We start from the raw sequence: 25,753 nt of genomic DNA on the forward strand, positions 1-25,753 counted from the left end.
GTGGGCCGAACGCCCCGCCGTCCGGGGTGGGGCCGGTCCCGGCCCGCCGACCCCACCCTCCGCGGTCCCGGGCGTCAGTGCGCCGCGATCCAGTCCGTGATCAGCTCGTCCAGCACGCCCAGCGGCAGGCTGCCGTGCCCGATCACCTCGTGGTGGAAGTCCTTCACGTCGAACCGCGAGCCGAGCGCCGCCCGGGCCCGCCCCCGGTGCCGGACGATCTCCCGGCGGCCGATCAGGTAGGCCGTGGCCTGACCTGGCCAGGCGATGTACCGGTCGATCTCGTTGCGGACGTTGGCCTCCGTCGTGGCCGTGTTGTCCCGCATGTACGCGATCGCCCGCTCCCGCGACCAGCCGAAGTGGTGCAGCCCGGTGTCCACCACCAGCCGCACGGCCCGCAGCGCGTCCAGCGACAGCATGCCGAAGCGCGAGAGCTCCGAGCTGTACAGCCCCATCTCGTCCGCCAGCCGCTCGGTGTACAGCCCCCAGCCCTCGACGTGCGCGGTCAGCTGCCCGCTCGGCTTCTGGCGGAACTCCGGCAGGTGGTGCAGCGTCTGGGCGACGGCGATCTGCAGGTGGTGGCCCGGCACGCTCTCGTGGAAGGCGATCGCCTCGTACTCGTACCGGAAGCGGGTGTGCGGGCGCAGCGTGTTGATCCAGTGCGTGCCGGGCAGGCCGCCCGGGCCCGGCGGCTGGTAGTAGGCGAGCGGCGCGGTCTCCGCCTCGATCGGGTCGATCTCGCGGGTCACGCAGTCGGCGATCGGGTAGGCGCGGAAGTACCCGGCGGACGCTCGGCGGGCCCGCTCCAACGCGTCGTCGACGAGCGCGACGATCTCCGCCGCGCTGCCGAACCGCAGGGCCGGGTCCTCGCGCAGCGCGGCCAGCACGCGGTCGGTGCCGACGACGCCGAGCACCGTGGCGCCCAGCTCGGCGAACTCCTCGCGCAGCGCCGCCACCGCGTCCAGGCCGATCCGGTGGATCTCCTCCGGGGTGAGCCCGGGCCGGGTGTAGCGGCCGACGGCGTCCGCGTAGCCCTCGGTGCCGCCGGGCACGTGGCACACGCCGGCCTCGGTGTCCGGCCGGGCCCCGGGCGCGAGCCGCTGCGCCAGGCCTGCCCGGTAGCGGGCCACCGCGGGCCGCACGCCGTCCCGCACGATCGTCTCGGCGCGCAGCGCCTCGCGGCGGCCGTGCAGGGGGCGCAGCAGCTGGTCGTCGCCGATACTCCCGGCGAGGTAGCCGTCGAGCTGGGCGATCGCGGCGTCGACCCCGCTGCGCAGCGGGCGGCGGCCCTCGACGGCGGCGTCGAGGTAGCGCTGGAGGCAGGCGTCGAAGTAGCCGGGCAGTCCGGCCAGGCGCTCCAGGTAGGAGTCGGCGCCCTCCTGGTCGACGGAGGTCATGACGAGGGACTGGAAGGCCTCGTTCTGCGGCGCCGCGACGGTCGCCGAGACGCTGAAGTCGGCGAGTCCGTGGGCGATCCTGCCGGTGCCGTTGTCGATCAGGCGGGCGAGGACGCGGTGCGTGACGCGGTCCTCGCCGTCGAGCGCGTCGAGGGGCACCGCGGTGAGCCGCGCCCCGAGGCCCTGCAGCACCGCGCGGTGCTCCAGGGCGGCCTCCCGGGACGGGTCCGGCACCTCGTGGGCGTGGCCCGCGACCCCGCTGAGCGTGGCGCCGAACGGGTCGTGCGCGTTCTCGGCGGCGAAGTACTCCTCGGCGAGCGCGGCGAGTTCGGCCTGGTGAGTCTGCTCGTTCATGAGAGGTGCCTATGACGAAACCTCAGGGGTCCGCAACCCCTGCGACGGCATTGGCCGTTGCGGGTTCGTGCAGCCGGTCCGCGTTCGTGCGGGCGGTTCGCGCGCAGGTTCGCGCAGCTCGTCCGGGATATGACGATGCCGGTCCCCGCCACTGCGGGGCGACGGGGACCGGCATCGGTTCTTCGGGAGCGGGGAGCGTCAGGCCTTCGCGGCCTTGGCGGCGGCCTCCGCGGCCTCCTTCTCGTGCTTCGCCTTGATCCGGGCGGTCTCCTTGCGGACGTCCACCTGGTTGGCGCGCTCGTGCTGGAGCCAGAGCGGGTTCTCGGCCTTGAGGGCGTCGATCTGCTCGGTGGTGAGCGCCTCGGTCACCCCGCCGCGGGCCAGGCCCGAGATGGAGATGCCGAGCTTGGCGGCGACCACCGGGCGCGGGTGCGGGCCGTTCTGGCGCAGCTCCTGGAGCCACTGCGGCGGGTTCGCCTGGAGGGCGTTGAGCTCCTCGCGGGAGACCGGGCCGTCCTGGAAGCTCGCCGGGGCCGCGTCGAGGTAGATCCCCAGCTTCTTGGCCGCCGTGGCCGGCTTCATGGTCTGGCCGGTCTTCTGCTTGAGCGATGTCATGAGGACAAGGGTAAGGGAGTGCGCGGGCGCTTCCGGTCACGGTCGGTAGCCTTGCCCTGTGACAGACATGCAGGTGAACCCGTCCTTCCGGCTCGCGTACGTCCCCGGCGTCACCCCCGGCAAGTGGGCGCGCGTCTGGGGTGAACGGCTCCCGGACGTCCCGCTCGACCTCCTCGCGGTGCCCGCCGCCGACGGCGAGCGGACCCTGCGGGAGGGCGACGCGGACGCCGGCCTGGTGCGGCTGCCCGTCGACAAGGACGTGCTGAGCGCCATCCCGCTGTACACCGAGACCACCGTGGTCGTCTTCCCCAAGGAGCACTGGCTCGCCGCCGCCGAGGACGACGTCGCCCTCGCCGACCTGGCCGACGACGTCGTCTTCCACCCCCTGGACGACACCCTCGGCTGGACCGACCTGCCCGGGCGCCCCGCCATCGAGCGTCCGGCCACCACCGCAGACGCGATCGAGCTCGTCGCGGCCAATGTCGGCGTGCTGCTGGTGCCGCAGTCCCTCGCCCGGCTGCACCACCGGCGCGACCTCACCTACCGGACGGTCGCCGACGCGCCGCAGTCGCAGGTCGCGCTGTCCTGGCCGCAGGAGCGGACGACGGACCTGGTCGAGGAGTTCATCGGCATCGTCCGCGGGCGGACGGTGAACAGCTCGCGCGGGCGGGGCGCGGCCCAGGCCCCGGAGCCGAAGGCCGAGCCGAAGAAGGCGACGGCCCGCAGGCCGCAGCCCCAGAAGGCGGGCCAGAAGACCGGGCAGAAGTCCGGCCAGAAGCCGAGGCCGAACGCCGCCGCCGCCAAGCGCGGCAAGCCGCGGCGCGGCCGGTAGCCCGCTTCCTGGTACCGGTCGAAGCGGGTGCTGGCCGCGGCCCGGCGGGGCGCGTACCGTCGGTCCCCGCCCGGCCGGGCGGAGTCGAGGGTTGAGCCGAGGGTGCGAGGAGAGCGGTCATGTGGCACGACCTGGTAGTCGTCCAGATCCCGATCGTCGAGAAGGTCCTGCGCACGATCGCGGTCTACGCGCTCATCCTGGTCCTCTTCCGGGTCGCCGGGAAGCGCGGGCTCGCGGGCCTGAACACCTTCGACATGGTGGTCGTCTTCCTGCTCTCCAACGTCGTCCAGAACGCGGTCATCGGCAACGACAACAGCCTCCTCGGCGGCGCCATCGGGGCCGTCACCCTGGTCGCGGTCAACTCGGCCGTCACCCGCTGGCTCGCCCGCGACCCGCGCGCCGCCCGGCTGCTGGAGGGCACGCCGACGACGGTCGTGCGGGACGGCGAGCTCGTCCCGGGCGCCCTGCGGGAGCTCGCGCTGCGCCCGTCCGAGCTGGAGCACGCGGTCCGGGTCCAGAACGGCGACGACCTGAGCGACGTCGCCCGCGCCCGTCTGGAGCCCGACGGCCAGCTCCTCGTCACCCTCAGGGCCGCCGAGCGGAGCGCGACCCGCGGCGACGTCGAGGAGCTCCGGCGGCGCCTGGACACGATCGAGCGGCTCCTGACCGATCTCGGTCGGCGGCCTTGACCCGCTGGTGCGCGGTCACCGGCGACGGGTGAGGGTGGCCGTGAAGGGGCGGGGGCGCATCGCGGCGCTGCGCATCGGGCGGACGGGGCGGCCGGGGGGCGGGGTGACCGTCCAGCGGGCGGCGATGGTGGCGATGGCGAGGACGGCCTCCGTCGTCCCGAACACGTCCCCGATGCAGCGGCGGGCGCCGGCGCCGAAGGGGGCGTAGGTGCCCAGGGAGGGGCGGGCGGTGTCGAGCCAGCGGTCGGGGTCGAAGCGGTCGGGGCAGGGGAACAGGTCGGCCCGGCGGTGCAGCAGGTAGGGGCTGAACAGGATGGTCGCGCCGGCCGGGACGCGGTGCCCGCCCAGCTCCGTGCCGTCCCCGGTGACGACGCGGCTGAGGAGCCACGAGACCGGGTAGAGCCGCAGCGTCTCGCTGACGACGCGCGCGGTGAGCGGCAGGGCGGGCAGGTCCTCGTGGCGGGCGGGGCGGCCGTCGAGGACGGTGTCGAGCTCGGCGTGCAGGCGCTCGCGGACCGCCGGGTGGGCGGCGAGCAGCGTCCAGGTCCAGGAGAGCGTGGCCGCGGTGGTCTCCATCCCGGCGAGCAGGAAGGTGATCACCTGGTCGTGGATCTCCTCGTCGGTCAGCCCGCTGCCGTCCTCGTCGCGGGCGGCGAGCAGCATCGAGAGCAGGTCGTGGTGGTCGGTGCCCGCGGCGCGGTAGTCGGCGATCAGGCGGCGGGTGATCTCGGCGAGGTCGGCGCGGGCGCGGTGGTAGCGGCGGTTGCCGGGGGTGGGGATCCGGTCGGCGCCGGGCAGCGGCATCATGATCCGCCGGGCGACGCCGTGGGTGACGACGTCCATGGCCCGGTGGACGGGCAGGGCCCCGGCCCGCTCGTGCGCGGCGAAGAGGCAGCGGGCGGTGACGGCGGTGGTCAGGCGGTACATGGCGGCGGGGACGTCGACCACCTCGCCGTCGCGCCAGGGCGCGGTGGCGCCGGCGATCTCGTCGGCCATCATCGCGGCGTAGCCGGGCAGCCGGTCGCGGTGGAACGCGGGCTGGACCATCCGGCGCTGGCGGCGGTGCGCGGCGGCGGGGCAGGTGGCGAGGCCGTCGCCGAAGACCTCGCGGGCCTTGTCGACGACGAGCCCGCCCTTGTCGTAGGTGCGGTCCTCGGTGAGCATGCGGCGGACGAGGTCCGGGTGGCAGGCGACGTACGCGTCCATCGGGCCGAGCCGCAGCCGCACGAGGTCGCCGTGGGCGGGCAGACCGGCCACGAAGTCGTACGGGCGGCGGACGAAGGCCGGGACGTGGCCGAGCAGGGGCAGGGCGCCGGGGGCGGTGGCCGAGGTGTACTGGGTGGGCACGGGCGTCACCTTGGGGGTACGGGGGCAGGTGATCGGCAGCTTCCCCGGCGGGAGTCGGCGAAACGAGCGCCGGGCGGCGGGCTGGTGATCAGCGGGGCGTGCGCCGAACACCCGTGCGCCGTGCGGAGGTTGGCCCGGGAGCGGTCGGCGGTGCGGTCGGCGGGGGCGGGGCGGGGTATCCGCGGGCGCCGTCGCGCGCCTAGACTGCCAACCTCTTGCGAGACTACCGGTCAGTAGGAATTGGGGAGTTGGGATGGCCGACGAGCGGGTCCACGCGTTCACCGACGACGCCCTCGGCGAGCACGACGCGGTGGCGCTCGCCGCCCTCGTGCGCGCCGGCGAGGTCAACCCCCGGGAACTGGTCGCCGCGGCCGTCGCCCGTGCCGCCCGCGTCGACGACACGCTGCTGCCCCTCGCCCACGACTCCCACGACCGGCCGCGGATCAGCCGCGAGGGCATCGGCGGGCCGCTGTGGGGCGTCCCGACCTACCTCAAGGACAACGTCGACCTGCGGGGCCTGCCCACCGCCAACGGCAGCGCCGCCTACCGGGCCCGCCCCGCCCGGCGCAACGCCCGCTTCGCCGACCAGTTCCTCGCCACCGGCCTCGCCGTCCTCGGCAAGACCCGGATGCCCGAGTTCGGCCTCAACGCCTCCACCGAGTTCGCCACCGCCCAGCCCGTCCGCAACCCGTGGAAGCCCTCGCACTCGCCCGGCGCCTCCTCCGGCGGCGCGGCCGCCCTGGTCGCCTCCGGTGTCGTCCCGATCGCGCACGCCAACGACGGCGGCGGGTCGATCCGCATCCCCGCCGCCTGCTGCGGCCTGGTCGGCCTCAAGCCCACCCGGGGTCGTCTGGTCACCAACGCGCAGAGCGGCAAGCTGCCGCTCGACATCGTCACCGATGGCGTCGTCACCCGCTCCGTGCGGGACACCGCCGCGTTCCTCGCCGCCGCCGAACAGCACCGCGCCAACCCGCGGTTGCCGCCGATCGGCCTGGTCGAGGGCCCCGGGCGGCACAAGCTGCGGATCGGACTGGTGGTGGACTCGCCGATCGCCAAGACCGACGAGCCGACCCGCCGCGCCGTCGAGGAGACCGCTGCCCGCCTGGAGGCCCTCGGCCACCGCGTCGAACCGACGACCCTGCCCTTCGACGAGGAGTTCTCCCGCGACTTCGTCTCCTACTGGGGCTACATCGCCTGGGCGATCTCCGTCACCGGCAAGCTGATGTACGACCCCGGCTTCCGCGCCCGCGACCTCGACGGCCTCACCACCGGCCTGCGCCGGGGCTACCAGCGCGAGTTCCGCCGCACCCCGGGCGTGCTGCGCCGCCTGCGGGCCGCGGAGGCCACGTACGCGGGCATCTTCCGCACCCACGACGCGATCCTCTCCCCGGTGCTCGCCCACGTCGCCCCGCCGATCGGCCACCTGAGCCCGAACGTCGCCTTCGACGAGCTGATCGAGCGCCTGCTGCGCTACGTCGCCTTCACCCCGGTCAACAACGTCACCGGAGGCCCCGGTATCGCCCTGCCCACCGGCGCGGCCCAGAACGACCTCCCGATCGGCGTCCACCTGTCCGCCGCCCACGGCCAGGAGCGCCTCCTCCTGGAACTCGCCTTCGCCCTGGAGGCCGACCGCCCCTGGCGCCGCATCCAGGACTGAACGGCCGACCTGTCGTTCGTCGGGTCGAGCGCGCCCGCGGACGACGCCTGGGGGCTCGTGATCCCGGACGATTCCGACCAGGCCGGCGCGCTCGGCTACCACGACCCGCCCCCGGGCTTCCGGCCGATCGGGAAGGTCTTCGCCGCGACCGACAAGCAGTTCGGCGGGAACCGGACCGTGACGGCCGTCGCCCGTGCCGCCGCGAGCGGCGCCGGACGCCGCGCGACCAGTGGGTGCCGAGCCTGCCGAGACGCTGAACCCGTACCCCCGACGGCCGGGCGCCCCGTCGCGGCCCGGCCGCCGGGCCTGCCCTAACCGGCCGGGGCCGCCACCGCCCGGGCCGCGCGGACCTCGTGGTGGACGCGGGACAGGGCGCAGTCCGGCGGCAGCGGCGCCTCCGGGGCGGGGACGGGCAGGGCGGCGCCGGTGCGCAGCGCCTCGGCCAGGTCGGTGAGTTCGCGGGTGACCGCGGCCACCTCGGCCCGGGACGGGACGGGCGCGCCGTGCTCGACGCGGACCCTGGTCGCGGTCGTGGTGTCGACGATCCGCTCGACCGCGATCACCAGCGGCCACCACGCCTGCGCCCGGGCACCGACCGGCGGGGGTTCGGTGAGCGCGCGCTGGAACTCGCTGCGCACGGCGGAGAGGTCCCGGTAGAGACGCCGCCGGTAGCGGGCGCGGGCGGGCTCGTCGCGGCCGGGGCCGGTGGCGAAGGCGAGCGAGACGTAGGAGGCGGTGTCGGAGACGGCCTCGGCCAGGCGGTCCCCGATGCGGGTGTGCCAGGACTCGGGCCACAGCAGGTAGCCGGCCAGCAGCGAGATGGCGCAGCCGATCAGCGAGTCCACGAGCCGGGGCAGGACGAGCTGGAAGCCCTGGTGGTTGAGCAGGTCGGAGAGCATGAGGATCACCGGCGTGATGGCCGCGGTCTGGAACGCGTACCCCTTGGCGGACAGCACCGGGATCAGCGTCGCGAGCGCCGCCATCACCGGTACGTCCCACCAGCCGTGCGGCACCTCGGCCAGCACGGGCATAGCGATCAGCAGTCCGGCCGCGGTGCCGAAGGCGCGCAGCACCGCCCGGGAGAACACCGAGCCGAAGTCGGGCTTCATGACGAACGTGACGGTGAGCGTGACCCAGTACGAGCGGGGCACCGCGATCACCGACACCAGCACCTGCGCGAGGCCGATGCACAGTGCGAGCCGCAGCCCGTACCGCCAGGACGCGCCGGACAGCAGCAGGGCGCGCGCCGCCCGCCGGGCCCGTTCGTGCAGCCCGGCGGGCCGGCCGAGGCGGTCGTCGGCGGTGTACGGGTCCGGCGCGTCCTCCCGCACGACGGTGGCGGCGTGCCCGATGGCCTCGTCCAGCGCCCGCGTGGACGGCCCGGCGGGTTCCGGCAGCGCGGGCGCCGGGCCCGGCCCGGTGCGGCCCGCCTCGACGGCGTCCGCGAGCCGCCGCACCGCCTGCGGGTAGGCGGCCGGCAGCGGGCCGAGGTCGCTCGGGCGCAACTGCGCCGCCGAGGCCGCCTCGACCACCGGGATCACCGCGTTGAGCTGGGCGAGCAGCCGCACGAGGGTGCGCGAGCGGCCGTGCCGCCGGGCCCTTCGGGCGAGCAGCAGGTCGTAGGAGTGGTTGAGCGACTGGGTGAGGGCCTGGCGCGTCGCGTCGTAGCGGGGGGAGCCGGTGGCCTCCAGGAGCTCGGCGACGGCCCGGTACGTCCCGGCGACGACCGCACGCTCGGGCGTGCCGCCGCGCAGCGGCCACGCGAGCAGGGTGAGGACGAGGACGACCCCGCCGCCCGCCAGGAGCAGCACCGGCGGCAGCCACCACGGGTTCGGCAGCGGCAGGCCCGCGCCGACCACGGCGTTGAGCAGCAGGAGCAGCCCGGACACCGATGCGACCGCGCCGATCGACGAGATCATGCCGGAGACCAGCGCGATCAGCGTCAGCGCGACGACGGCCGTCCAGCCCTCCTGGAAGACCAGGGTGCCCAGCAGCACGCCGAGGGCGCCGAACAGCTGCGGCACGGCGATGTTGTACACCCGCATCCGGTAGGCGTCCGCGGTGTCCCCGATGACGCCGGACAGCGCCCCCATCGACACCAGCGCCCCGTACCCGGGCTGCCCCGTGGCCGTCCCGACGGCGAGCGGCGCGGCGAGCGCCACCGAGGCCCGGGCGGCCGCGGCCCACGGGATCGGCGCACGGGCGGGCCGCAGCCCCGCGGTCAGCCAGCCGGGCGGGGCGAGCCGGGCGGCTCGGGAGCGGCGTGCCATGGGAAAAAGCTACGGCGAACCGCCGGGCCGGGCCCCCGGGACGCGGCCTACGTCAGGAGTCGTAGCGTGAGGGGGACCGCAGACCGAAGCGTGGCACGGCGTCCGGTCACCAGGATGGGCGCGGACGATCTTCGCGCCCCCGGTGTCGCGGGGCCGGAAGGGAAGTACGGCGGATGGACAGCGCACGGAGCCGGACGGCACTGGTCGAGGACCTCATGGAGCGGTTTCCCGACGTGCCGCGCGAGGCGGTGATCAAGGAGGACCTGCTGCGCGGCGGCATGGCCTTCGACGAGTCCGCGCTGAGCGGCAGCGGCGGCGACGGCACGGGGGAGGTCAAGCCGAAGTCGTACTTCATCTTCTCCTTCGACCACCGCACCCTGCCCGAGCTCGGCGCCGCCGCGCTCAACCGGCCGCCGGAGGAGATCGTGCTGACCGGCGGCCCGTACGGGCTGCGCCGCACGGTGGTGTCGGTGCGGGTGAACCCGGACTCGCCGTACCGGGTGGGCGCGGGCGAGGACGGCGCGCTCGGGCTGTACCTGGACGGCGTGCGGATCGCGGACGTGGGCCTGCCGCCGATGCCCGACTACTACCGGCACACGCTGTCCAACGGGAAGTCGGTGATGGAGGTCGCGCCGACGATCCAGTGGGGCTACCTGATCTACCTGACGGTCTTCCGGGTGTGCCAGTACTTCGGTGCCAAGGAGGAGTGCCAGTTCTGCGACATCAACCACAACTGGCGCCAGCACAAGGCGGCCGGCCGCCCCTACACCGGCGTCAAGCCGGTCGAGGAGGTGCTGGAGGCGCTGGAGCTGATCGACCGGCACGACCCGGCCCGCACCTCGCAGGCGTACACCCTGACCGGCGGCTCGATCACCTCGCACGTCGGCGGCCGGGCGGAGGCGGACTTCTACGGCCAGTACGCGCAGGCGATCGAGGAGCGGTTCCCGGGCCGCTGGATCGGCAAGGTGGTGGCGCAGGCGCTGCCGCGCGCGGACGTGCAGCGGTTCCACGACTACGGGGTGAAGATCTACCACCCGAACTTCGAGGTGTGGGACAAGCGGCTGTTCGAGCTGCACTGCCCGGGCAAGGAGCGCTACGTCGGGCGGGACGAGTGGCACCGGCGGATCCTGGAGTCGGCGGAGGTCTTCGGCCCGTCGAACGTGATCCCCAACTTCGTCGCCGGCATCGAGATGGCGAAGCCGTTCGGGTTCGCGACGGTGGACGAGGCGATCGCCTCCACGCGGGAGGGGCTGCGGTTCTTCATGTCGCACGGCGTCGTGCCGCGCTTCACGACGTGGTGCCCGGAGCCGACGACGCCGCTCGGGAAGGGCAATCCGCTGGGCGCGCCGCTGGAGTACCACATCCGGCTGCTCCAGGCCTACCGGGCGACGCTGGAGGAGTTCGGTCTGTCCTCCCCACCCGGCTACGGGCCCGCGGGGGCGGGGAGGGCGGTGTTCTCGGTGAGCTCCTTCATGGACTCGCTGCCGGGGTAGCACCCGCCGCAACGTGCGGACGGCCGTCCGGGTTCACACCCGGGCGGCTGTTTTTATGTCAATTTCCGAAACAATGCCACCGGGGTTATGTCCCCCGGCGAAACATACAGCGAACCGTGGCGGCGGCCTTGAGCTGCGCGGATTTCCCTAATGGCAATCCGCAGTTGAGGGTTGACACCATTAGTTGGTCTAGTCCAACGTAGGTGACGCGCCGTTCGGCGACGGCTGAGGCAGGGTGAGGTGCTCTGCCGGGCCGACGAGTTGGCCGCCCGACCTGGTGAGAATTCCGGTCCATCGTGCCCGCACTCGTCCATCCAGGAAGCGCTGCGCCGAACACGAACCATGGAGTGACTTGCTCATGCCGAAGCCTGACGGATATCTGCACCGGGCCGCCTCCGAACGCCCCTACTTCAGTGCCGACGGTGAGTCCTACCTCGCGCAGACGGCGCTGCGGGACATCCGGAAGACCCGGCCGCTGCGCGTCCTGTCCGAAGAGGACCTGGAGTTCTGGCGGACGTACGGCTACGTCGTCGTGAAGGAGGCCATTCCGGCCGACGCGGCCCGGCGCCTGCTCGACTTCGCCTGGGACTTCCAGGGGCTGTCCCCGGACCGCCCCGAGGACTGGTACCAGGAGCGGGAGTACCGCGACGAACTCGACCAGCACCTGCACATCTACGGCTTCGTCGAGGCCTACCACCACCAGCTGATCTGGGACAGCCGCCAGTCGCAGAGGGTCTACGACGCCTTCGTCGACGTGTGGGACTGCGAGGAGCTGTGGGTCACCCTCGACCGGCTCAACCTCAACCCGCCCAACGTCCGCAACCGCGACCGCGCGCTCATCGAACCCACCGATCGCGGCTTCGACATCGAACTGCACTGGGACGTCGACACCACGCTCGGCATGCTGCCGCAGCGCGTCCAGGGCATCATCGCGCTCAACGACACCGAGCCCGACCACGGCGGCTTCCAGTGCGACCCGGAGCTGTTCCGCCGGTTCAACGAGTGGCAGGCCGCCCAGCCGGCCGACCGCGACCCGATCCGCCCGGACGTCGACCGCACCGAATTCCCGGTGGTCCGACCCGAGTTGCAGGCCGGTGACCTGCTGATCTGGAACGGCCTGCTGGCCCACGGCGTCGAGCGCAACACATCCGCCGGCGGCGTCCGCGCCGTGCAGTACCTGTCGATGATGCCCGCGCTGGAGGAGGCCGAGGACCTGCGCCGCTCGCGCGTCGACTCCTGGCGCACCCTGAGCACGCCGGACTGGAACCGCACCCTCGTCGGCGACGCCGACAAGCCCGAGGCGCTGCGCTACGGCCCCGCCGAGCTCACGGAACTGGGCGAGAAGCTGCTCGGGCTCAGGTCCTGGAACGGCGGGGAGTCCGCCGGGGCGGGGGAGTAGCGTGCGGCGCAGAATCTGCCTGACCCTGCCGACCAACCGGGCCTGCGCCGGGACGATCTCCGCGACCGGCGCCGAAGCCGCCCACGCGGCACGCGCGTTCGGCGTCGAGGTGCACCTGCTGATCCTGGACTCCGCGGACGGTCCGACGTACGACGAGCACGCCAAGGCCGTCGCCGCGCTCCCCGCGACGGAGCACGTCGTCGTCCACCACCTCGACGAGGACGCCCAGCGCTCCTTCCTGCGGGACGTCATCGCGCGCTCCGGGCTCGAAAACGCTGAGCACCTGTTGGAGCTCCTGCTGCCGGACGCCGTGTCCTACGGCGCGTGCACCAACCGCGCGTTCCTGATCGCCGCCGCCCTCGGCTGCACCTCCGTGCACCGCCGCGACTCCGACAGCCGCTACCAACTCCTCGACGGCGAACCGGTCTTCCCCGTCGACCACGAACTCGCCACCCTCGGCCGGCGGGCCGCCGACGCGGCCGGCTCCGTCACCGAGAACACCCTCGACCCGGCCCACGCCGACAAGCCCGTCAGCCTCGTCGGCGCCTCCTTCGTCGGTGAACTCTCCGTCGACATCGGCGAGATCCGTGAGACCGACCCCGACGTCTACCGCGAGGTCGTCGGCCTCTGGGCGCCCACCGGTGCCACCGAGGAGGAGCGGCGCGAACTCGTCGCCGAGTCCTTCGTCGGCGCCGGCACCGAGCCGTTCACCGGTGATCGCGCCGTCCTCGACCTGCCCGACATCTGGCGCGTCGACATGTGCAACATCGCCCTCGACCACGAGGTCTACGAGCGCGTCCCGCTGCCGCCCGCCACCGCGACCATCGGCAGCGACTACTTCCTCCTGCACCTCGTTCGCGACGCCACCCTTCCCGGTGTCGTCCACAACCGGCACATCGTCAACTACTACACGCCGGAACGGCGCACCGGCGCCGGCTTCACCGCCTACCAGCTGCGTTACACGAAGTTCCTGCTCTCCATGCTCTACCTCTACCCGGTCTACTCCGAGATGGAGGCCGCGGGCGGCGCCCTGCTCGACGCCGAGCACCGCGTGCGCGCCGACGTCATCGCCGACTCCGCCCGTCGCAGCGCCGCGACCGACCGTGCGGAGAACCACCGACGGCTCGCCGTCCTCGACCGCTGCTACCGGCGACTCGGCGGCAAGTACGCGGAGTTCGCCGACCACCTGGCACCCCTGCGGACGGACCTGCTCGACGAGGCGCAGGCGGACATCGAGGACTTCGCGCTGCTGACCGACGCGTGGGGTCCGCTCGTACGGGCGAGCCGGGCCACCCCAGCCGACCGGCTGCCACGGTAGCCGGGACCAGGAGCCGCACCCACATGTCACGCCAGACCGTCACACCAGCCGCGGGGCTCCATACGACCGTGCACCCGCACGCCCCGCACCGCTCCTCCCTCCAGGGCGCCTTCCCCCAGGGGCCCGATGCACCCGCCCCCGGCCACGACCCCTCGGCACTGCGCGCCGCGCTCGCCGCGGCCACCGACGACCGGATCATCTACGACCTCGACGGCATCGCCGCCCAGTACGCCGCCCTGACCTCCGAACTCCCCGGCGCAGACGTCCGGTTCGCCCTCAAGGCCTGCCCGGTCGACGAGGTCCTCGCCCGCCTGGCCGGCCTCGGCGCCGGCTTCGACGCGGCCTCCCCGCAGGAGATCGCCCAGGCGCTGCGCACGGGCGTGGGCGCCGAGCGGATCCACTACGGCAACACCGTCAAGTCCGATGCGAACATCGCAGAGGCCTACCGGCTCGGCGTGCGCGACTTCGCCACCGACTGCCTGGAGGACGTCGAGGCGATCGCCGAACACGCTCCCGGCTCACGGGTGTTCTGCCGCCTGGCGACCACCGGGGAGGGCGCGCTGTGGGGCCTCAGTCGCAAGTTCGGCTGCTCGCCCGAGGACGCCGTCCGGGTGCTGGAGGCGGCCCGCGCGGCCGGCCTGACCCCGTCCGGCCTGTCCGTGCACGTCGGCTCGCAGCAGATGACCGCCGAGGCCTGGCACGCCGCGATCGACGCGCTGGCCGCCGTGGTCGAGGCGCTCAACTGGCGGGGCATCACGCCCGCGACCATCAACCTCGGCGGCGGTCTGCCCGCCCTCGGGGTGCTCGACCGGCGCGGCCGGCCGCTGCACCCGCCGCTGGACAAGATGTTCGCCGTCATCCGCGAAGGCATGGACCGGCTGCGCGAACTCTCGTCCGGACCGGTGGAGTTCATCATCGAACCCGGCCGCCACCTGGTCGCCGACCACGGCGCGATCCGCGCCCACGTCGCCCGGCTCACCTCCCGCCGCCAGCTCGACGGCACCAGGGAGGACTGGCTCTACCTGAGCTGCGGCAAGTTCAACGGCCTGTACGAGATGGACGAGCTGCAGTACCGCCTGGAGTTCCCGACCCACCCCGGCGGCCAGTTCGTCAACGCCGTCGTCGCCGGCCCGACCTGCGACAGCGACGACGCCTACCAGACGCTGGACGAGGGACTCGTCCGGGTGCCCCGCGCGATCGCCTCCGGCGACCCGGTGTGGGTGCACGCGTGCGGCGCGTACGCGACCGCCTACGCCACCCGCGGGTTCAACGGCTTCGAGCCGCTCCCGTACAGCTGCATAGGAGGCGGTGAGTGACCGCCGACATCCGGATCCGGCCGGTGCAGGAGGGGGACTGGGACGCCATCGTCGCCCTGGAGGCCCGCGCCTACGCCGACCACGGTCTCTCCGAGGGCCGCGAGGCGCTGCGCTCCCGGCACGCCGCCTCGCCCGGCACCTGCTACGTGCTGGAGCACGCCGGCGGCGTCGGCGGCTACCTGCTCGCCCTGCCCTACCCCCTGTTCCGCAGCCCGGACCTGAGCCTCGGCGAACGGCGGGCGGCCACGCGGCCGAGCGAGAGGTTCAGCAACCTGCACGCCCACGACCTGGTGATCGCCGAGGAGTTGCGCGGCCGGGGCCTCGCGCCGCGCCTGATGCGCCACCTGCACGACACCGCGCGGACGGCCGGCTACCGGACGGTCTCGCTGGTCGCCGTCCTCGGCGCCCAGGCCGTGTGGGCCCGGCTCGGCTACCGGGCCCGGCCCGAGATCGGCCTTCCGGAGAGCTACGGCCCCGGGGCCGTCTACATGGCGATGTCCCTGCGGCCCGCCACCGCTCCCGCCCTCACCGCCGTCCCCACCCTCGCCACCGAACTGGGCTGATGCACATGATCCGCGTCCGCGACGACTTCCGTCGGCACCAACTCGCCATCGCCGCACTGTTCTTCGTCCTCGGCTTCCAGTACGCGACCTGGGTCTCCCGGGTGCCCGCGCTCAAGGCCAGGCTCGACCTGAGCGAGGCGGAGATCGGGCTGCTGCTGATGACCTGCGGGGTCGGCGCGGCGGTGTCCTTCCCACTGGTCGCGGTGCTGATGCGGCGGGTCGGCTCCCGGCTGCTGTCGGCGCTGTCCGCGCTGGCGCTCGGCGGGGTGCTGCTCGCGCTGTCGGTGGTGCCCGACTACGCCGTCACGCTGCTGGTGCTGTTCTGCGACGGCGTCGCGGTCGGCTGCCTGAACGTCGCCATGAACGCCCAGGGCGCGGAGCTGGAGGCCCGCTTCGGACGCACGACCATGTCCCGCCTGCACGCGACGTTCAGCGCGGGCTCGCTGCTGGCCGCGCTGCTCGCCTCGGCCGTCACCGCGGCCACCGACTCGATGGCGGTGCACTTCGGCGTCGCGGTCGTGGTGCTGGTCGCGCTGGTCGCGGTCGCGCGCCCGGCGCTGCTGGCGGACGGGCCGGGCACGGCGGACGCGCAGGGGGAGGCCGGCCCGGAGAAGAAGGACCGCCGCCGGTTCGCCCTCCCCGCGATGGCGACGTTGTGGATGGGTCTCGCGATGGTCTTCGGCACCGTCACCGAGGGCGCCATGAACGACTGGTCGGCGCTCTACCTCAAGGACGTCGTCGAGGCGAGCGCCGGCATCGCGCCGCTGGGCATCGCCGTCGTCTCGGTCATGATGGTGCTCGCCCGGATCTTCGCCGACGGCTGGCGCACCCGCTTCGGCGACGGCCGGATCGTCCGCGCCGGCAGCCTGCTGGCCGCCGGCGGCCTCGCGCTCGCGCTGCTCTCCGGCGGCGTGGTGCCGACCCTCGTCGGCTTCGCGTGCGTCGGCCTCGGCGTCGCCGCCGTCACCCCGTGCGTCTACGTCGCCGCGGCCCGCCGGGGCCCCGACGCGCTGTCCCTGGTGGCCGCGATGGGCACCACCGGCCTCCTCGCCGGCCCCGCGGTGATCGGCTTCGTCGCCGAGGGCGCCGGTCTGGTCTGGGGCATGGCCGCCGTCGCGGCCTCGGCCGGCGTCGTCGCCCTGTGCGCCACCCGGATCCAGTGGCCCGCCCCGGCCCCCGCCGACCCGCTCGACGCCGGTCCGGCCCTCGACGCGACCTGACGGTCGCCCCTGATCCTCGCCCGGCACGCCGATGTCCCCGTCGTCGACGTGCCGGGCGAGTCCGTTCCGCAGCACCCGTGCTCAGCGGGTCCGCGGGGGCGGCGGGCTCTCCGCCGCTGTGCCAGGACGCCGAACCCTGACGTGCAGGTCAGGGGCAAGCCCGGCAAGCGGTCTGACGGGCCGTCTTCTAGAGTCGCCGTGGAACGCGTGTAGGAGATCCGCAGCCGCACCGAGAGGCAGTACCGCCATGAGCGAGCGATCAATCAGCAGGGGCGCGTGTCGCGAGGCGACCGCCGAGCGCAGCGAGGTGGGCGCATGAGCGAGCAGGCACCCGAGCCGTTCGAGTCCGTCGACGAGGACTGGGGGACGGCGCTCGCCGTCGTCGCGCACCCCGACGACATGGAGTACGGCGGGGCCGCCGCCGTCGCCCGCTGGACCGGGCAGGGCAAGAAGGTGGTCTACGTGATGGTCACGAGCGGTGAGGCCGGGATCGACTCGATGGCCCCCGAGGAGTGCGGGCCGCTGCGCGAGGCCGAGCAGATCGCCTCGGCGGCCGTGGTCGGCGTCGACACCGTCGAGTTCCTCGGCCACCCTGACGGCGTGCTGGAGTACGGGCTGCCGCTGCGCCGGGACATCGCCCGCGCGGTGCGCCGGCACCGGCCGGACATCGTGATCACGAGCAACTTCCGCGAGACGTACGGTGGGACGATGCTCAACCAGGCGGACCACGTCGCGGTCGGCCGGGCCACCCTGGACGCCGTCCGGGACGCGGGCAACCGGTGGGTGTTCCGCGAGCTGGTCGAGGAGGGGTACGAGCCGTGGAACGGCGTCCGGCAGGTCTGGGCGGCCGGCTCGCCGCAGGCCGGGCACGCGGTGGACACTACGGACACCTTCGACCTGGGCGTCGCCTCGCTGCAGGAGCACAAGGCGTACCTGGCGGGGCTGGGCGGCCCGATGGCGGACCCGCGCGAGTTCCTGGAGGGCTTCGGCCGGGGCGCGGGCAGCCGGCTCGGGGTGCGCTTCGCGGTGCCGTTCGAGGTGTTCCCGCTGCGCTAGTCCCCGTCCCCGTTCGTGTCGCCCTCGGGGTCCTCGCGGCGCCGGCGCCGGTAGCGCACCACCTGGCGCACCAGGAGCGCGGCGACGAGGACCCCGAGCCCGATCGCGAACCAGAGCTGGTAGCGGATCGCCGTCCGGTACACCGTGCCGATGTTGGCGCCGGCGACGTACCCGAACGTCCCCCACACGGCCGTCCACAGCGCCGCGCCGATGACGTTGAAGACGGAGAACCGCCGCCAGGGCATCTCGGTGGTCCCGGCGATGATGCCGTTGGTCTGGCGCAGCCCGTCCACGAAGCGGGCCACCACGACCACCTTCCCGCCGTGTCTGGCGAAGAAGCGGTCCGCGCGCTCCATCCGGGCGGGGGTGAGCAGGACGTACCGGCCCCACCGGTGGACGAACGCGCGCCCACCGGTGCTGCCGATCAGGTAGCCGAGGGAGTTGCCGAGCGTCGCGGCGACGAAGGCGATCACCAGGACGGCGGCGAAGTCGAGGTGCCCGCTGCCGGCGTAGACGCTGGCGAGCACGAGGATGGTCTGCCCGGGCACCGGGATGCCGCAGTTGTCGAGCAGCACGAGCAGCGCCACCGCCAGGTACCCGTAGTGGTCCAGCAGTGGCGCGAGCCCGGCCAGTGCCCCGGGCAGCGGGGTCGCGGGGGCGGACACCGCTCCTCACCACCTCGCCCGGGTCGGGGGCGGGGCGGCGGGCGCGTCGGTCAGCGGTCTGCCAGACGGGGTTCGATGTTGCAGTCGGGGCCCGGGTAGACGAGTCCCTCGTGGCCGTCCTCGAAGCGCACCACGTACGGCGGTTCGCCGTTCGTGCCGCGCACCTCGATGATCTCGCCCTTCTGGTCCGTCATGCCCACCGACCTGCTGTGGATGTGGAGCTGGTCACCTACTGCCGCGTGCATGGGTCTGCTCCTCGGGTCGCGGAGGCCGCGTCGGCGGCCGGTCTGCCTTCCACTGTGCTGCGCGGTGAGCGGCCCCGCAACGGCTCGGGCGGACGGGACGGGAGGTGCGCGTCTTCCGGTCGCGCTCCCGGTCGGGCTTCCGGGCGCCTTCCCGGTCGGCGCGCTCCCGGGCGCGCCGCTACGCGAGCTGCTCCGCCAGGTAACTGCGCACCAACCGCTTGCATTCGGTGATCAGCGCCGGGTCGCCGTCCGGGTCGCCTCGGAAGGCGAGCTTGAGGACCGCGTCTGCGGCCTCCAGGGCCACCCGCAGGGCGAGCGTGAGGGCGGCCGGGTCGCTGGCCGCGAAGAGCTCGCCGCCGAGCGCCTGGAGGCGCAGCGCGACGGCGGTGTTGTTGTCCACGCCCGCGTCGAGCAGGTGCCGTTCGTCGCGCAGACCGGACGGGACGGCGGCGCCGGCGAGCCCGAAGTCGAGCTGCCCGAAGCCGGGCACGGTGCGCTTCATCGCGACGAACTCCTCCACCGCGAGGTCGGTGAAACCGGCCGGGCCGACCGGGGCGGCCTGCGCGAGCCGGCCGTCCAGGCGCTGGAGGTAGCGGTCGAGGTTGCGGCTCGCGAGCGCGGCGAGCAGGTCCTCCTTGCCGGCGAAGAACTGGTACAGGGTGCCGATCGGCACCTGGGCGCGGGCCGCGACCTCCTTGGTCGTGAGCGCGGTGGGGCCGACCTCGTCGAGCAGCCCGGCGCAGGCGTCCAGGATGCGGCCGTACCGCTCCTGGCTGCGCTGCTGGACGGGCTTGCGCCGTCCGGGGGGTAGGTGACTCCTCGTGTTCGCGCTCATAGGGCTCACTGTGCCGCATCCGGCCTGGTGGGGGCGAATCAGCGGCGGCGCGGGCGGCATCAGGGCGTGACGAGGGACGGTTAGCCCGAACGGCACCCCGGGAAATGATTGACAAACTCAACCTTTCACGTCTAGCGTCGGTATTGCTTCAAGTGATGAAACATCGATGTGTGCAAGCCATCCCGAAGGACCGCGAGACCCTCATGACCGCACTGTCCGGACCGTCCACCCCCGCTTCCGCCCCCGTCGAGGACATCCCCGCCGCCGTCGCCCGGCTGCGGGCCGCGTTCGACACCGGCCGCACCCGCCCGCTGGCCGACCGCCTCGACCGGCTCGCCGCCCTGCGCGCCCTGCTCACCGAGCAGGCCGAGGTGTTCCAGGAGGCCCTCCGCGCCGACCTCGGCAAGAGCGCCGCCGAGTCCTACCGCAGCGAGATCGGCTTCACGCTCAACGAACTCGACCACACCGTCGCGCACCTGGCCGAGTGGCTGCGCCCGCGTCCGGCCGCCGTCCCGGAGCCGTTCCGGCCCGCCGAGGCCACCGTCGTCCGCGACCCGCTGGGCGTCGTGCTGATCATCGCGCCGTGGAACTACCCGCTCCAGCTGGCGCTCTCTCCGCTGGTCGGCGCCCTGGCCGCCGGGAACACCGCCGTCGTCAAGCCCAGCGAGCTCACGCCGGCCACCTCCGCGGCCATCGCCGAGCTGCTGCCGCGCTACCTCGGCGAGACCGTGGCCGTCGTCGAGGGCGCCGTCCCGGAGACCACCGCGCTGCTGGAGCAGCGCTTCGACCACATCTTCTACACCGGCAACGGCACGGTGGGCCGCATCGTCATGGCCGCCGCGGCCCGGCACCTGACCCCGGTCACCCTCGAACTCGGCGGCAAGAGCCCGGTCGTGGTCGAGCCCGGCGCGGACCTCGCCGTCACCGCCCGCCGGATCGCCCGCGGCAAGTTCCTCAACGCCGGCCAGACCTGCGTCGCCCCGGACTACGTGCTCGCCGTCGGCGACACCGCCGCCGAACTGGAGAAGGAACTCGCCGCCGCCGTCCACGAGTTGTACGGCGACGACCCGGCCGCGGCCGAGCACTACGGGCGCATCGTCAGCGAGCGCCACTTCGACCGGCTCACCGCGCTGCTCGGCGACGGCCGGACCGTCACCGGCGGCACCCACGACCGCGCGGCCCGCTACCTGGCCCCGACCGTCCTCGCCGACGTCGAGCCCACCGCCCCGGTGATGCGGGACGAGATCTTCGGCCCGATCCTGCCCGTCCTCACCGTCCCCGACCTGGACGCGGCCATCGCCTTCATCAACGAGCGTGACAAGCCGCTCGCCCTGTACGCCTTCACCGAGTCTGCGGAGACCAAGCGCCGCCTGGCCGAGGAGACGTCGTCGGGCGCGCTCAACTTCGGCCTGCCGGTCCTGCACCTGGCGATGCCCGAGCTGCCGTTCGGCGGCGTCGGCGGGAGCGGCATGGGCCGCTACCACGGCGAGTACTCGATCGACACGTTCAGCCACCTCAAGGCCGTCGTCGACAAGCCGCTCGTCTGAGCCCCTCACCCCTTCCACCTCCCTGGAGACCACACCGATGACCCCGCTCGACCACAGCGCCGCCGTCGCCGCCGAGTCCGCCCGCTTCGTCGGCGCCGTGCGGGCCGCCGACCCGGCCACCCCGGTGCCCACCACCCCCGGGTGGACCCTCGCCGACCTCGTCAAGCACGCGGGCAGCGTCCAGCGCTGGTTCACCGCCCTGCTGCGGCAGCGGATCCAGGAGCGGCCCACCAGCCGGGACCTCGACCTCAAGATCCCCGAGCGGGCCGAGGCGTACCCCGACTGGCTGGCCGACGCGGCGGCCGAGGCCGGCGAGGCTTTCGCGGCGACCGACCTCGACGCCCCGATGTGGGCCTGGGGCGCCGACCAGCACGCCCGCTTCTGGGTGCGCCGGATGCTGTTCGAGACCCTCGTCCACCGCGTCGACGCCGAACTCGCCCTCGGCGGCAAGGCCGACATCGCCCCGGAGCTCGCCGCCGACGGTGTCGACGAGTTCCTCACCAACCTGCCGTACGCCGTCTTCTTCGCCCCGGGCACCGCCAAGCTCCGTGCCGAGAATCGCACCATCCGCTTCGCCCGCACCGACGGCGACGGCAGCTGGCTCGTCCGCCTCCGCCCCGACGGCTTCGGCCTCGACCGCGACGCCGCGGACGCCCCGGCCGACGCGACCGTCTCCGCCACCGCCGCCGACCTGCTGCTCCTCCTGTACGGCCGCGTCGACCGCGCCTCGGAGGGCGTCGCCGTCGCGGGCGACGAGGCGCTGCTGGCGCTCTGGTTCGCCAACTCGGCCTTCTGACCGGCGGATTCACTGCGGCACTCCGGCGTGCACAGCCGCCCCGGGCCACCCGGTCCGGGGCGGCTGTCGTCGTCCGCGCCGCACCCCCGACATGTTCATTGTTGATTGGTTCATGGCAAATTGCGCAGCTTCGCGCAGGTTGCGGTCCCGGGCCGCACGGCCGGTCGTTCGGGAATCGCCCAGGGCTGCGCAGGTGTCGTGGCCCGGGGCTACACTCCGGTCATGCTCAAAGCTGATCGCGCCGCGCGGATCCTGTCCCACATCTCGGAGGCGGGAAGCGCGGACGTGCACGCGCTCGCCGAGCTGCTCGGGGTGTCGGGGGCCACGGTCCGCCGGGACCTCCAGGAGCTGCACGACCAGGGTCTGCTGCACCGCACCCGCGGCGGGGCCGTCACCGGGGCGGTCAACCTCGAACTGCCGCTGCGGCACCGCAGCGAGAAGCAGCAGGAGGAGAAGCGCCGGATCGCCCGCGCCGCGGCCGAACTCGTGCCCGAGGGCGCGGTCGTGGGCCTCACCGGCGGCACGACGACGAGCGAGCTGGCCCGGGTGCTGGCCGAGCGCGGCGGCGTCACCGTCGTGACGAACGCCGTCAACGTCGCCGCCGAGCTCATCGTCCGCCCGGAGATCCGCCTGGTGGTGATCGGCGGCATCGCCCGCTCGGCGAGCTACGAGCTGATCGGCCCGGCGGCCGAACGGATGCTCTCCCAGTACCACTTCGACGTCTCGTTCGTCGGCGTCGACGGCCTCACCCCGCACGAGGGCTGCACGACGCACGACGAGATGGAGGCCCAGACCGACCGCGCGTTCCTGCGCAGCAGCGCGCGGTCGGTGGTCCTGGCGGACAGCACCAAGGTCGGCCGGGTCACCTTCGCGTCGATCTGTCCGCTCGCCGAGGTGCACGACATCGTGACGGACACCGGCATGACGGACGCCCAGGAGAAGGCGATCGCGGACTGCGGGGTGCGCGTCCTGCGGGTGTGAACGCCGTTCCCGGGGCGGCTACTTGACCGAGCCGGCGGTCAGGCCCGAGACGACGTGCCGTTCGATCACCGCGAAGAGGACGACGACCGGCACGATCGCCACCAGCGACGCGGCGAACACCTGGTTCCACTGCACGCTGTAGGCGCCGATCATGTTGTTGATCCCGACGGTCAGCGGCTGCCGGTCCGGGGACGTCGTCAGGGTCAGGCCCATGATGAACTCGTTCCAGGCCGCGATGAACGTGAAGATCACCGCCGTCACCACCCCCGGCAGTGCCAGCGGCAGCGTGACGCGCCACAGCGCGCCCAGCCGCCCGGTGCCGTCGATCCGGGCCGCCTCCTCCAGCTCCACCGGGATCGCGGCGATGTAGGCGCTCAGGATCCAGATCGCGAACGCCAGGTTGAACGCGGCGTTGGCGAGCACCAGGACGAGGACCGTGTCCAGCAGGTCGAGCGCGTAGAACTCCCGGTAGAGGCCCACCTGGAGTGCCGTCGGCTGGAACATCTGCGTGACGAGGACCAGCAGCAGGAACGCCCGGCGCCCCCGGAAGCGGACCCGTGCCGTGTAGTACGCGGCGGGCAGCGCGACCAGCAGCACCAGCAGGGTCGAGCCGCCCGCGACGACCAGGGTGACCTGGAGGTTCTGGCCGAGCGTCGTGTCCCGCCACACCGCGGTGAACGACGACCAGTCGAAGTGGTCCGGCAGGTAGCCGTTGTCGCGCAGCTCGCCGGCCGGGCGGCCCGCCGTGACGAGCATCTCCAGGTACGGCAGCAGGAACAGCGCCGCCAGCGCCCAGGCGGCGGCGGCCGGCAGCAGGGTCCGGGGGTCGAAGCGTTTCACGGGCTCTGCTCCTGGTTCCAGCGGCTGACCCTGAGGAAGAGCAGCACCATGACGATCACGACGGCGAAGTTGACGACGGACATGGCGGCGGATTCGGCGACGTCGTAGCCGCGCAGCATGTACATGAACACTGTGGTGGTGGCGGTGTCGGCGTTGGGTCCGCCCTGGGTCATGCCCCAGATGACGGGGAAGGAGTTGAAGACGTTGATCAGGTTGACGACGAGGGCGACCAGGAACGCCGGGCGCAGCAGCGGCAGGGTCACCAGCAGATAGGTCTGTCGGCGGGACGCGCCGTCGACGCGGGCGGCTTCGTGGACCTCGGCGGGGACGGTCTGGAGGCCGGCGAGCAGGGTGTAGGTGGTGAACGGGAGGGAGACGAACACCGCGACGGCGATGAGCCAGGGTTTGGCGTGGGCGGCGTCGCCGAGCCAGGCCTGCGGGCGGTCGATGAGGCCGAGGTCGAGCAGGAGGCGGTTGAGGACGCCGGCGACCTGGTCGAGCATCCAGCGGAAGCCGATCGCGGTCATCAGCACGGACGCCGCCCAGGGCGCGATCAGTGCCCACCGGGTGATCCGCCGGCCGGGGAAGTTCTGGTTGAACAGCTGGGCCAGGGCGAGCGAGAGCAGCATCGTCAGGCCGACGACGGCGACCGTCCACAGCACCGTCCAGCCGAGTACCTCGGGCAGCCGCGGGTCGGCGAACAGCTTGCGGTACTTGACCAGGCCGGCCGCGCCGTGGTCGGTGCCGGTGGTGTCGATGCGCCGCAGCGAGGTGCGGACCATCTCCACCACCGGCCAGACGACGACGGCGAGGATCAGCAGGACGGCGGGCGCCAGCCAGGGCACCGGGCCGAGGCGGCGGAGCAGGTCCCGGCGGCGCGGTGGGCGCGGCACGGCTACTGGCCGGCCTGGACGGCGGCCTGCTGGAGCGCGTCCAGCGCCTTCTTCGGGTCGCTCACGGCGGTGCCGATCTGCGTCTTGACCTGGGCCGAGACGCCCGGCCAGGTCGGGTCGCTGAGCGGGTAGAAGGTGGCGGTCGGCAGGATGCGCAGGAAGGGCGCGAGCGCCTGCTCGTCGGGGTCGGCCTGGAGGGCGGTGAGCGCGGACTTCGTCACCGGCAGCAGGCTGTACTCCTTGGCGAACTTCACCGTGTTGTCCTTGGCGTAGGCGAAGTCGAGGAAGGCCTTGATCTGCTCCTTGTGGCCGCCCTTCCTGAAGGCCATGACCCAGTCGGCCACCCCGAGCGTGGACGGGCTGGCGGCGTCCTTGCCGGGCATCGCGGTCCAGCTGACGTCCATGTTCTTGACGTCGCCCAGCAGGGTGGGGATGCCGTTGAGCATGCCGACCTTCCCGGACGCGAAGTCCTTGGTGAGGTCGGTGCGGTTGACGGCCGCCGGGCTCTGCTCGGTCAGGCCCGCGTCGACCCAGGACTTCAGCTGGGTGAACGTGGCCACGTTGGCGGGGGAGTTGATGGTGTACTTGCCGCCCGCGTCCTGGTAACCGCCGTGGTTGCCGAGCATCCAGATGAACGACTCGCCCTGCGCCTCCTCCTTGCCGAGCGGGACCCCGAGCGGCACCTCGACGCCCGCCCTCTTGAGGGCGGTCGCGGCGGCGGTGACGTCGTCCCAGGTCTTCGGCGGGTCGGCCGGGTCGAGTCCGGCCTTGCGGAAGAGCGCGTTGTTGATCAGGAACATCCGGGCGCTGGAGACGAACGGGACGCCGTACTGGGTGCCGTCCTGCACGCCGGCCTTCGCGAGGGCCGGGACGAAGTCGTCGGCGGTGGCGGCGGAGAGGACGTCGCCGGCCGGGTAGAGCATGCCGTTCTTCGCGTAGTCGGCGTAGCCGCCGGTCTGCAGGAGGTCGGGCTGGTTGCCGTTCTGGACCATGGTCTTGACCTGGGTGTCGAGGTCGTTCCAGTTGATGACCTGGAGGTCCACCCTGACCTTCGGGTTCTGCTGCTCGAAGGCCGCTATGACGCCCTGCCAGTACGCCTGGCTCGGGTTCTGCCCGTTGGAGCCGTAGTCGGCGGCGACGAACCGGATCGTGGTGACGCCGTCGGCGGACGTGCCGCCGGAGCCGGAGCCCTTGCTGCACGCCGACAGGGCGAGCGTGCCGGCCAGGGTGGCCGCCGACAGGGCGAGGAGAGGCCGCTTCATTGCAGGACCGCCTTGTGCGAAGGGGCCGGCTCCCGGCCGGGCCCGGTGAGGGTCGGACGTACTGCGTGAACCTGTGTGTTTACGGTGAACGTCAATCAGTTTCGATCAGTGGCGTGCCCAGAGTGTGCACCCTTCACGGCGGGTGCGACAGGCGCGTTATCGAAGT

At 73.3% G+C, this 25,753-nt stretch carries 23 protein-coding genes; 13 read left to right on the forward strand and 10 right to left on the reverse strand.

Translation table 11 applies throughout. The features are described from left to right. Positions 1-74: 74 nt before the first annotated feature. Positions 75-1,748: a DUF885 domain-containing protein gene (locus tag AB0C76_RS04400; protein ID WP_359959487.1), complete on the reverse strand. Its 1,674-nt coding sequence runs from the start codon at positions 1,746-1,748 to the stop codon at positions 75-77. 198 nt (positions 1,749-1,946) lie between these two features. Beyond that, positions 1,947-2,363: a DUF5997 family protein gene (locus AB0C76_RS04405; protein ID WP_359959490.1), complete on the reverse strand. Its 417-nt coding sequence runs from the start codon at positions 2,361-2,363 to the stop codon at positions 1,947-1,949. 67 nt (positions 2,364-2,430) lie between these two features. Here AB0C76_RS04405 and AB0C76_RS04410 point away from each other — a divergent pair, with 67 nt between their 5' ends. Continuing rightward, the gene (locus AB0C76_RS04410) at positions 2,431-3,195 is read left to right on the forward strand and encodes a LysR family substrate-binding domain-containing protein (RefSeq protein ID WP_359959652.1); all 765 of its coding nucleotides are present in this window, start codon (positions 2,431-2,433) and stop codon (positions 3,193-3,195) included. A 119-nt stretch (positions 3,196-3,314) separates the two neighbouring features. After that, a complete protein-coding gene (locus AB0C76_RS04415) occupies positions 3,315-3,884 on the forward strand; it encodes a YetF domain-containing protein (RefSeq protein WP_359959493.1) in 570 nt (189 codons plus the stop codon). 15 nt (positions 3,885-3,899) lie between these two features. Here the strand turns inward: AB0C76_RS04415 and AB0C76_RS04420 are convergent, their stop codons facing one another. Further along, on the reverse strand, positions 3,900-5,231 hold the full coding sequence (locus AB0C76_RS04420) for a cytochrome P450 (protein ID WP_359959496.1): 1,332 nt from the start codon (positions 5,229-5,231) through the stop codon (positions 3,900-3,902). A gap of 253 nt (positions 5,232-5,484) precedes the next feature. Here AB0C76_RS04420 and AB0C76_RS04425 point away from each other — a divergent pair, with 253 nt between their 5' ends. Then, on the forward strand, positions 5,485-6,888 hold the full coding sequence (locus tag AB0C76_RS04425; protein ID WP_359959499.1) for an amidase: 1,404 nt from the start codon (positions 5,485-5,487) through the stop codon (positions 6,886-6,888). Positions 6,889-7,199: 311 nt separating this feature from the next. Here the strand turns inward: AB0C76_RS04425 and AB0C76_RS04430 are convergent, their stop codons facing one another. Continuing rightward, positions 7,200-9,158 (reverse strand): FUSC family protein, encoded by a 1,959-nt coding sequence (locus AB0C76_RS04430; protein WP_359959502.1) that lies wholly within the window; start codon positions 9,156-9,158, stop codon positions 7,200-7,202. A 173-nt stretch (positions 9,159-9,331) separates the two neighbouring features. On the opposite strand from AB0C76_RS04430, the gene AB0C76_RS04435 reads away from it, so the two are divergent. The 7 genes from AB0C76_RS04435 (at position 9,332) to AB0C76_RS04465 (ending at position 17,523) form a co-directional block, all read left to right on the forward strand. After that, positions 9,332-10,651, forward strand: a complete 1,320-nt coding sequence (locus AB0C76_RS04435; RefSeq protein WP_359959505.1) for a radical SAM protein — start codon at positions 9,332-9,334, stop codon at positions 10,649-10,651. A 358-nt stretch (positions 10,652-11,009) separates the two neighbouring features. After that, complete coding sequence (locus tag AB0C76_RS04440) at positions 11,010-12,050, forward strand: YbiU family protein (RefSeq protein ID WP_359959508.1); 1,041 nt, start codon at positions 11,010-11,012, stop codon at positions 12,048-12,050. Between the two features lies 1 nt (position 12,051). Further along, the gene (locus AB0C76_RS04445) at positions 12,052-13,368 is read left to right on the forward strand and encodes a DUF6271 family protein (protein WP_359959511.1); all 1,317 of its coding nucleotides are present in this window, start codon (positions 12,052-12,054) and stop codon (positions 13,366-13,368) included. Between the two features lie 23 nt (positions 13,369-13,391). Next, positions 13,392-14,684: a type III PLP-dependent enzyme gene (locus AB0C76_RS04450; protein ID WP_359959514.1), complete on the forward strand. Its 1,293-nt coding sequence runs from the start codon at positions 13,392-13,394 to the stop codon at positions 14,682-14,684. After that, positions 14,681-15,247, forward strand: a complete 567-nt coding sequence (locus AB0C76_RS04455; protein ID WP_359959517.1) for a GNAT family N-acetyltransferase — start codon at positions 14,681-14,683, stop codon at positions 15,245-15,247. Before AB0C76_RS04450 ends, AB0C76_RS04455 begins: the two co-directional genes overlap by 4 nt. A gap of 5 nt (positions 15,248-15,252) precedes the next feature. Then, positions 15,253-16,467 (forward strand): MFS transporter, encoded by a 1,215-nt coding sequence (locus AB0C76_RS04460; protein ID WP_359959655.1) that lies wholly within the window; start codon positions 15,253-15,255, stop codon positions 16,465-16,467. Between the two features lie 315 nt (positions 16,468-16,782). Next, positions 16,783-17,523, forward strand: a complete 741-nt coding sequence (locus AB0C76_RS04465; RefSeq protein WP_359959519.1) for a PIG-L deacetylase family protein — start codon at positions 16,783-16,785, stop codon at positions 17,521-17,523. On the opposite strand, the gene AB0C76_RS04470 is transcribed toward AB0C76_RS04465, so the two are convergent. The 3 genes from AB0C76_RS04470 to AB0C76_RS04480 form a co-directional block, all read right to left on the reverse strand. Next, positions 17,520-18,188: a DedA family protein gene (locus tag AB0C76_RS04470; RefSeq protein WP_359959522.1), complete on the reverse strand. Its 669-nt coding sequence runs from the start codon at positions 18,186-18,188 to the stop codon at positions 17,520-17,522. The genes AB0C76_RS04465 and AB0C76_RS04470 overlap by 4 nt on opposite strands. A 50-nt stretch (positions 18,189-18,238) precedes the next feature. After that, positions 18,239-18,433 carry a DUF1918 domain-containing protein gene (locus tag AB0C76_RS04475; RefSeq protein ID WP_359959525.1) on the reverse strand — a complete coding sequence of 65 codons (195 nt, stop codon included), beginning with the start codon at positions 18,431-18,433 and terminating at the stop codon, positions 18,239-18,241. A 178-nt stretch (positions 18,434-18,611) separates the two neighbouring features. Next, a complete protein-coding gene (locus tag AB0C76_RS04480) occupies positions 18,612-19,268 on the reverse strand; it encodes a TetR/AcrR family transcriptional regulator (RefSeq protein WP_359959528.1) in 657 nt (218 codons plus the stop codon). Positions 19,269-19,471: 203 nt separating this feature from the next. On the opposite strand from AB0C76_RS04480, the gene AB0C76_RS04485 reads away from it, so the two are divergent. The 3 genes from AB0C76_RS04485 to AB0C76_RS04495 all read left to right on the forward strand — a co-directional run bounded on the left by AB0C76_RS04485 (position 19,472) and on the right by AB0C76_RS04495 (position 22,592). Further along, on the forward strand, positions 19,472-20,815 hold the full coding sequence (locus AB0C76_RS04485; RefSeq protein ID WP_359959658.1) for an aldehyde dehydrogenase family protein: 1,344 nt from the start codon (positions 19,472-19,474) through the stop codon (positions 20,813-20,815). Between the two features lie 37 nt (positions 20,816-20,852). Then, positions 20,853-21,611 (forward strand): maleylpyruvate isomerase family mycothiol-dependent enzyme, encoded by a 759-nt coding sequence (locus AB0C76_RS04490; RefSeq protein ID WP_359959531.1) that lies wholly within the window; start codon positions 20,853-20,855, stop codon positions 21,609-21,611. Between the two features lie 222 nt (positions 21,612-21,833). Continuing rightward, on the forward strand, positions 21,834-22,592 hold the full coding sequence (locus AB0C76_RS04495; protein ID WP_359959534.1) for a DeoR/GlpR family DNA-binding transcription regulator: 759 nt from the start codon (positions 21,834-21,836) through the stop codon (positions 22,590-22,592). Between the two features lie 18 nt (positions 22,593-22,610). Here the strand turns inward: AB0C76_RS04495 and AB0C76_RS04500 are convergent, their stop codons facing one another. The 3 genes from AB0C76_RS04500 to AB0C76_RS04510 are packed head-to-tail and all read right to left on the reverse strand — an operon-like array spanning position 22,611 to position 25,587. Further along, positions 22,611-23,432 carry a carbohydrate ABC transporter permease gene (locus tag AB0C76_RS04500; protein ID WP_359959537.1) on the reverse strand — a complete coding sequence of 274 codons (822 nt, stop codon included), beginning with the start codon at positions 23,430-23,432 and terminating at the stop codon, positions 22,611-22,613. Further along, a complete protein-coding gene (locus AB0C76_RS04505; protein WP_359959540.1) occupies positions 23,429-24,325 on the reverse strand; it encodes a sugar ABC transporter permease in 897 nt (298 codons plus the stop codon). The genes AB0C76_RS04500 and AB0C76_RS04505 overlap by 4 nt, the downstream gene beginning before the upstream one ends. 2 nt (positions 24,326-24,327) lie before the next feature. Continuing rightward, positions 24,328-25,587 carry an extracellular solute-binding protein gene (locus tag AB0C76_RS04510; protein ID WP_359959543.1) on the reverse strand — a complete coding sequence of 420 codons (1,260 nt, stop codon included), beginning with the start codon at positions 25,585-25,587 and terminating at the stop codon, positions 24,328-24,330. Positions 25,588-25,753 lie beyond the last annotated feature (166 nt).

The sequence above is a fragment of the Kitasatospora sp. NPDC048722 genome, from assembly GCF_040650235.1.
Lineage (GTDB): Bacteria > Actinomycetota > Actinomycetes > Streptomycetales > Streptomycetaceae > Kitasatospora.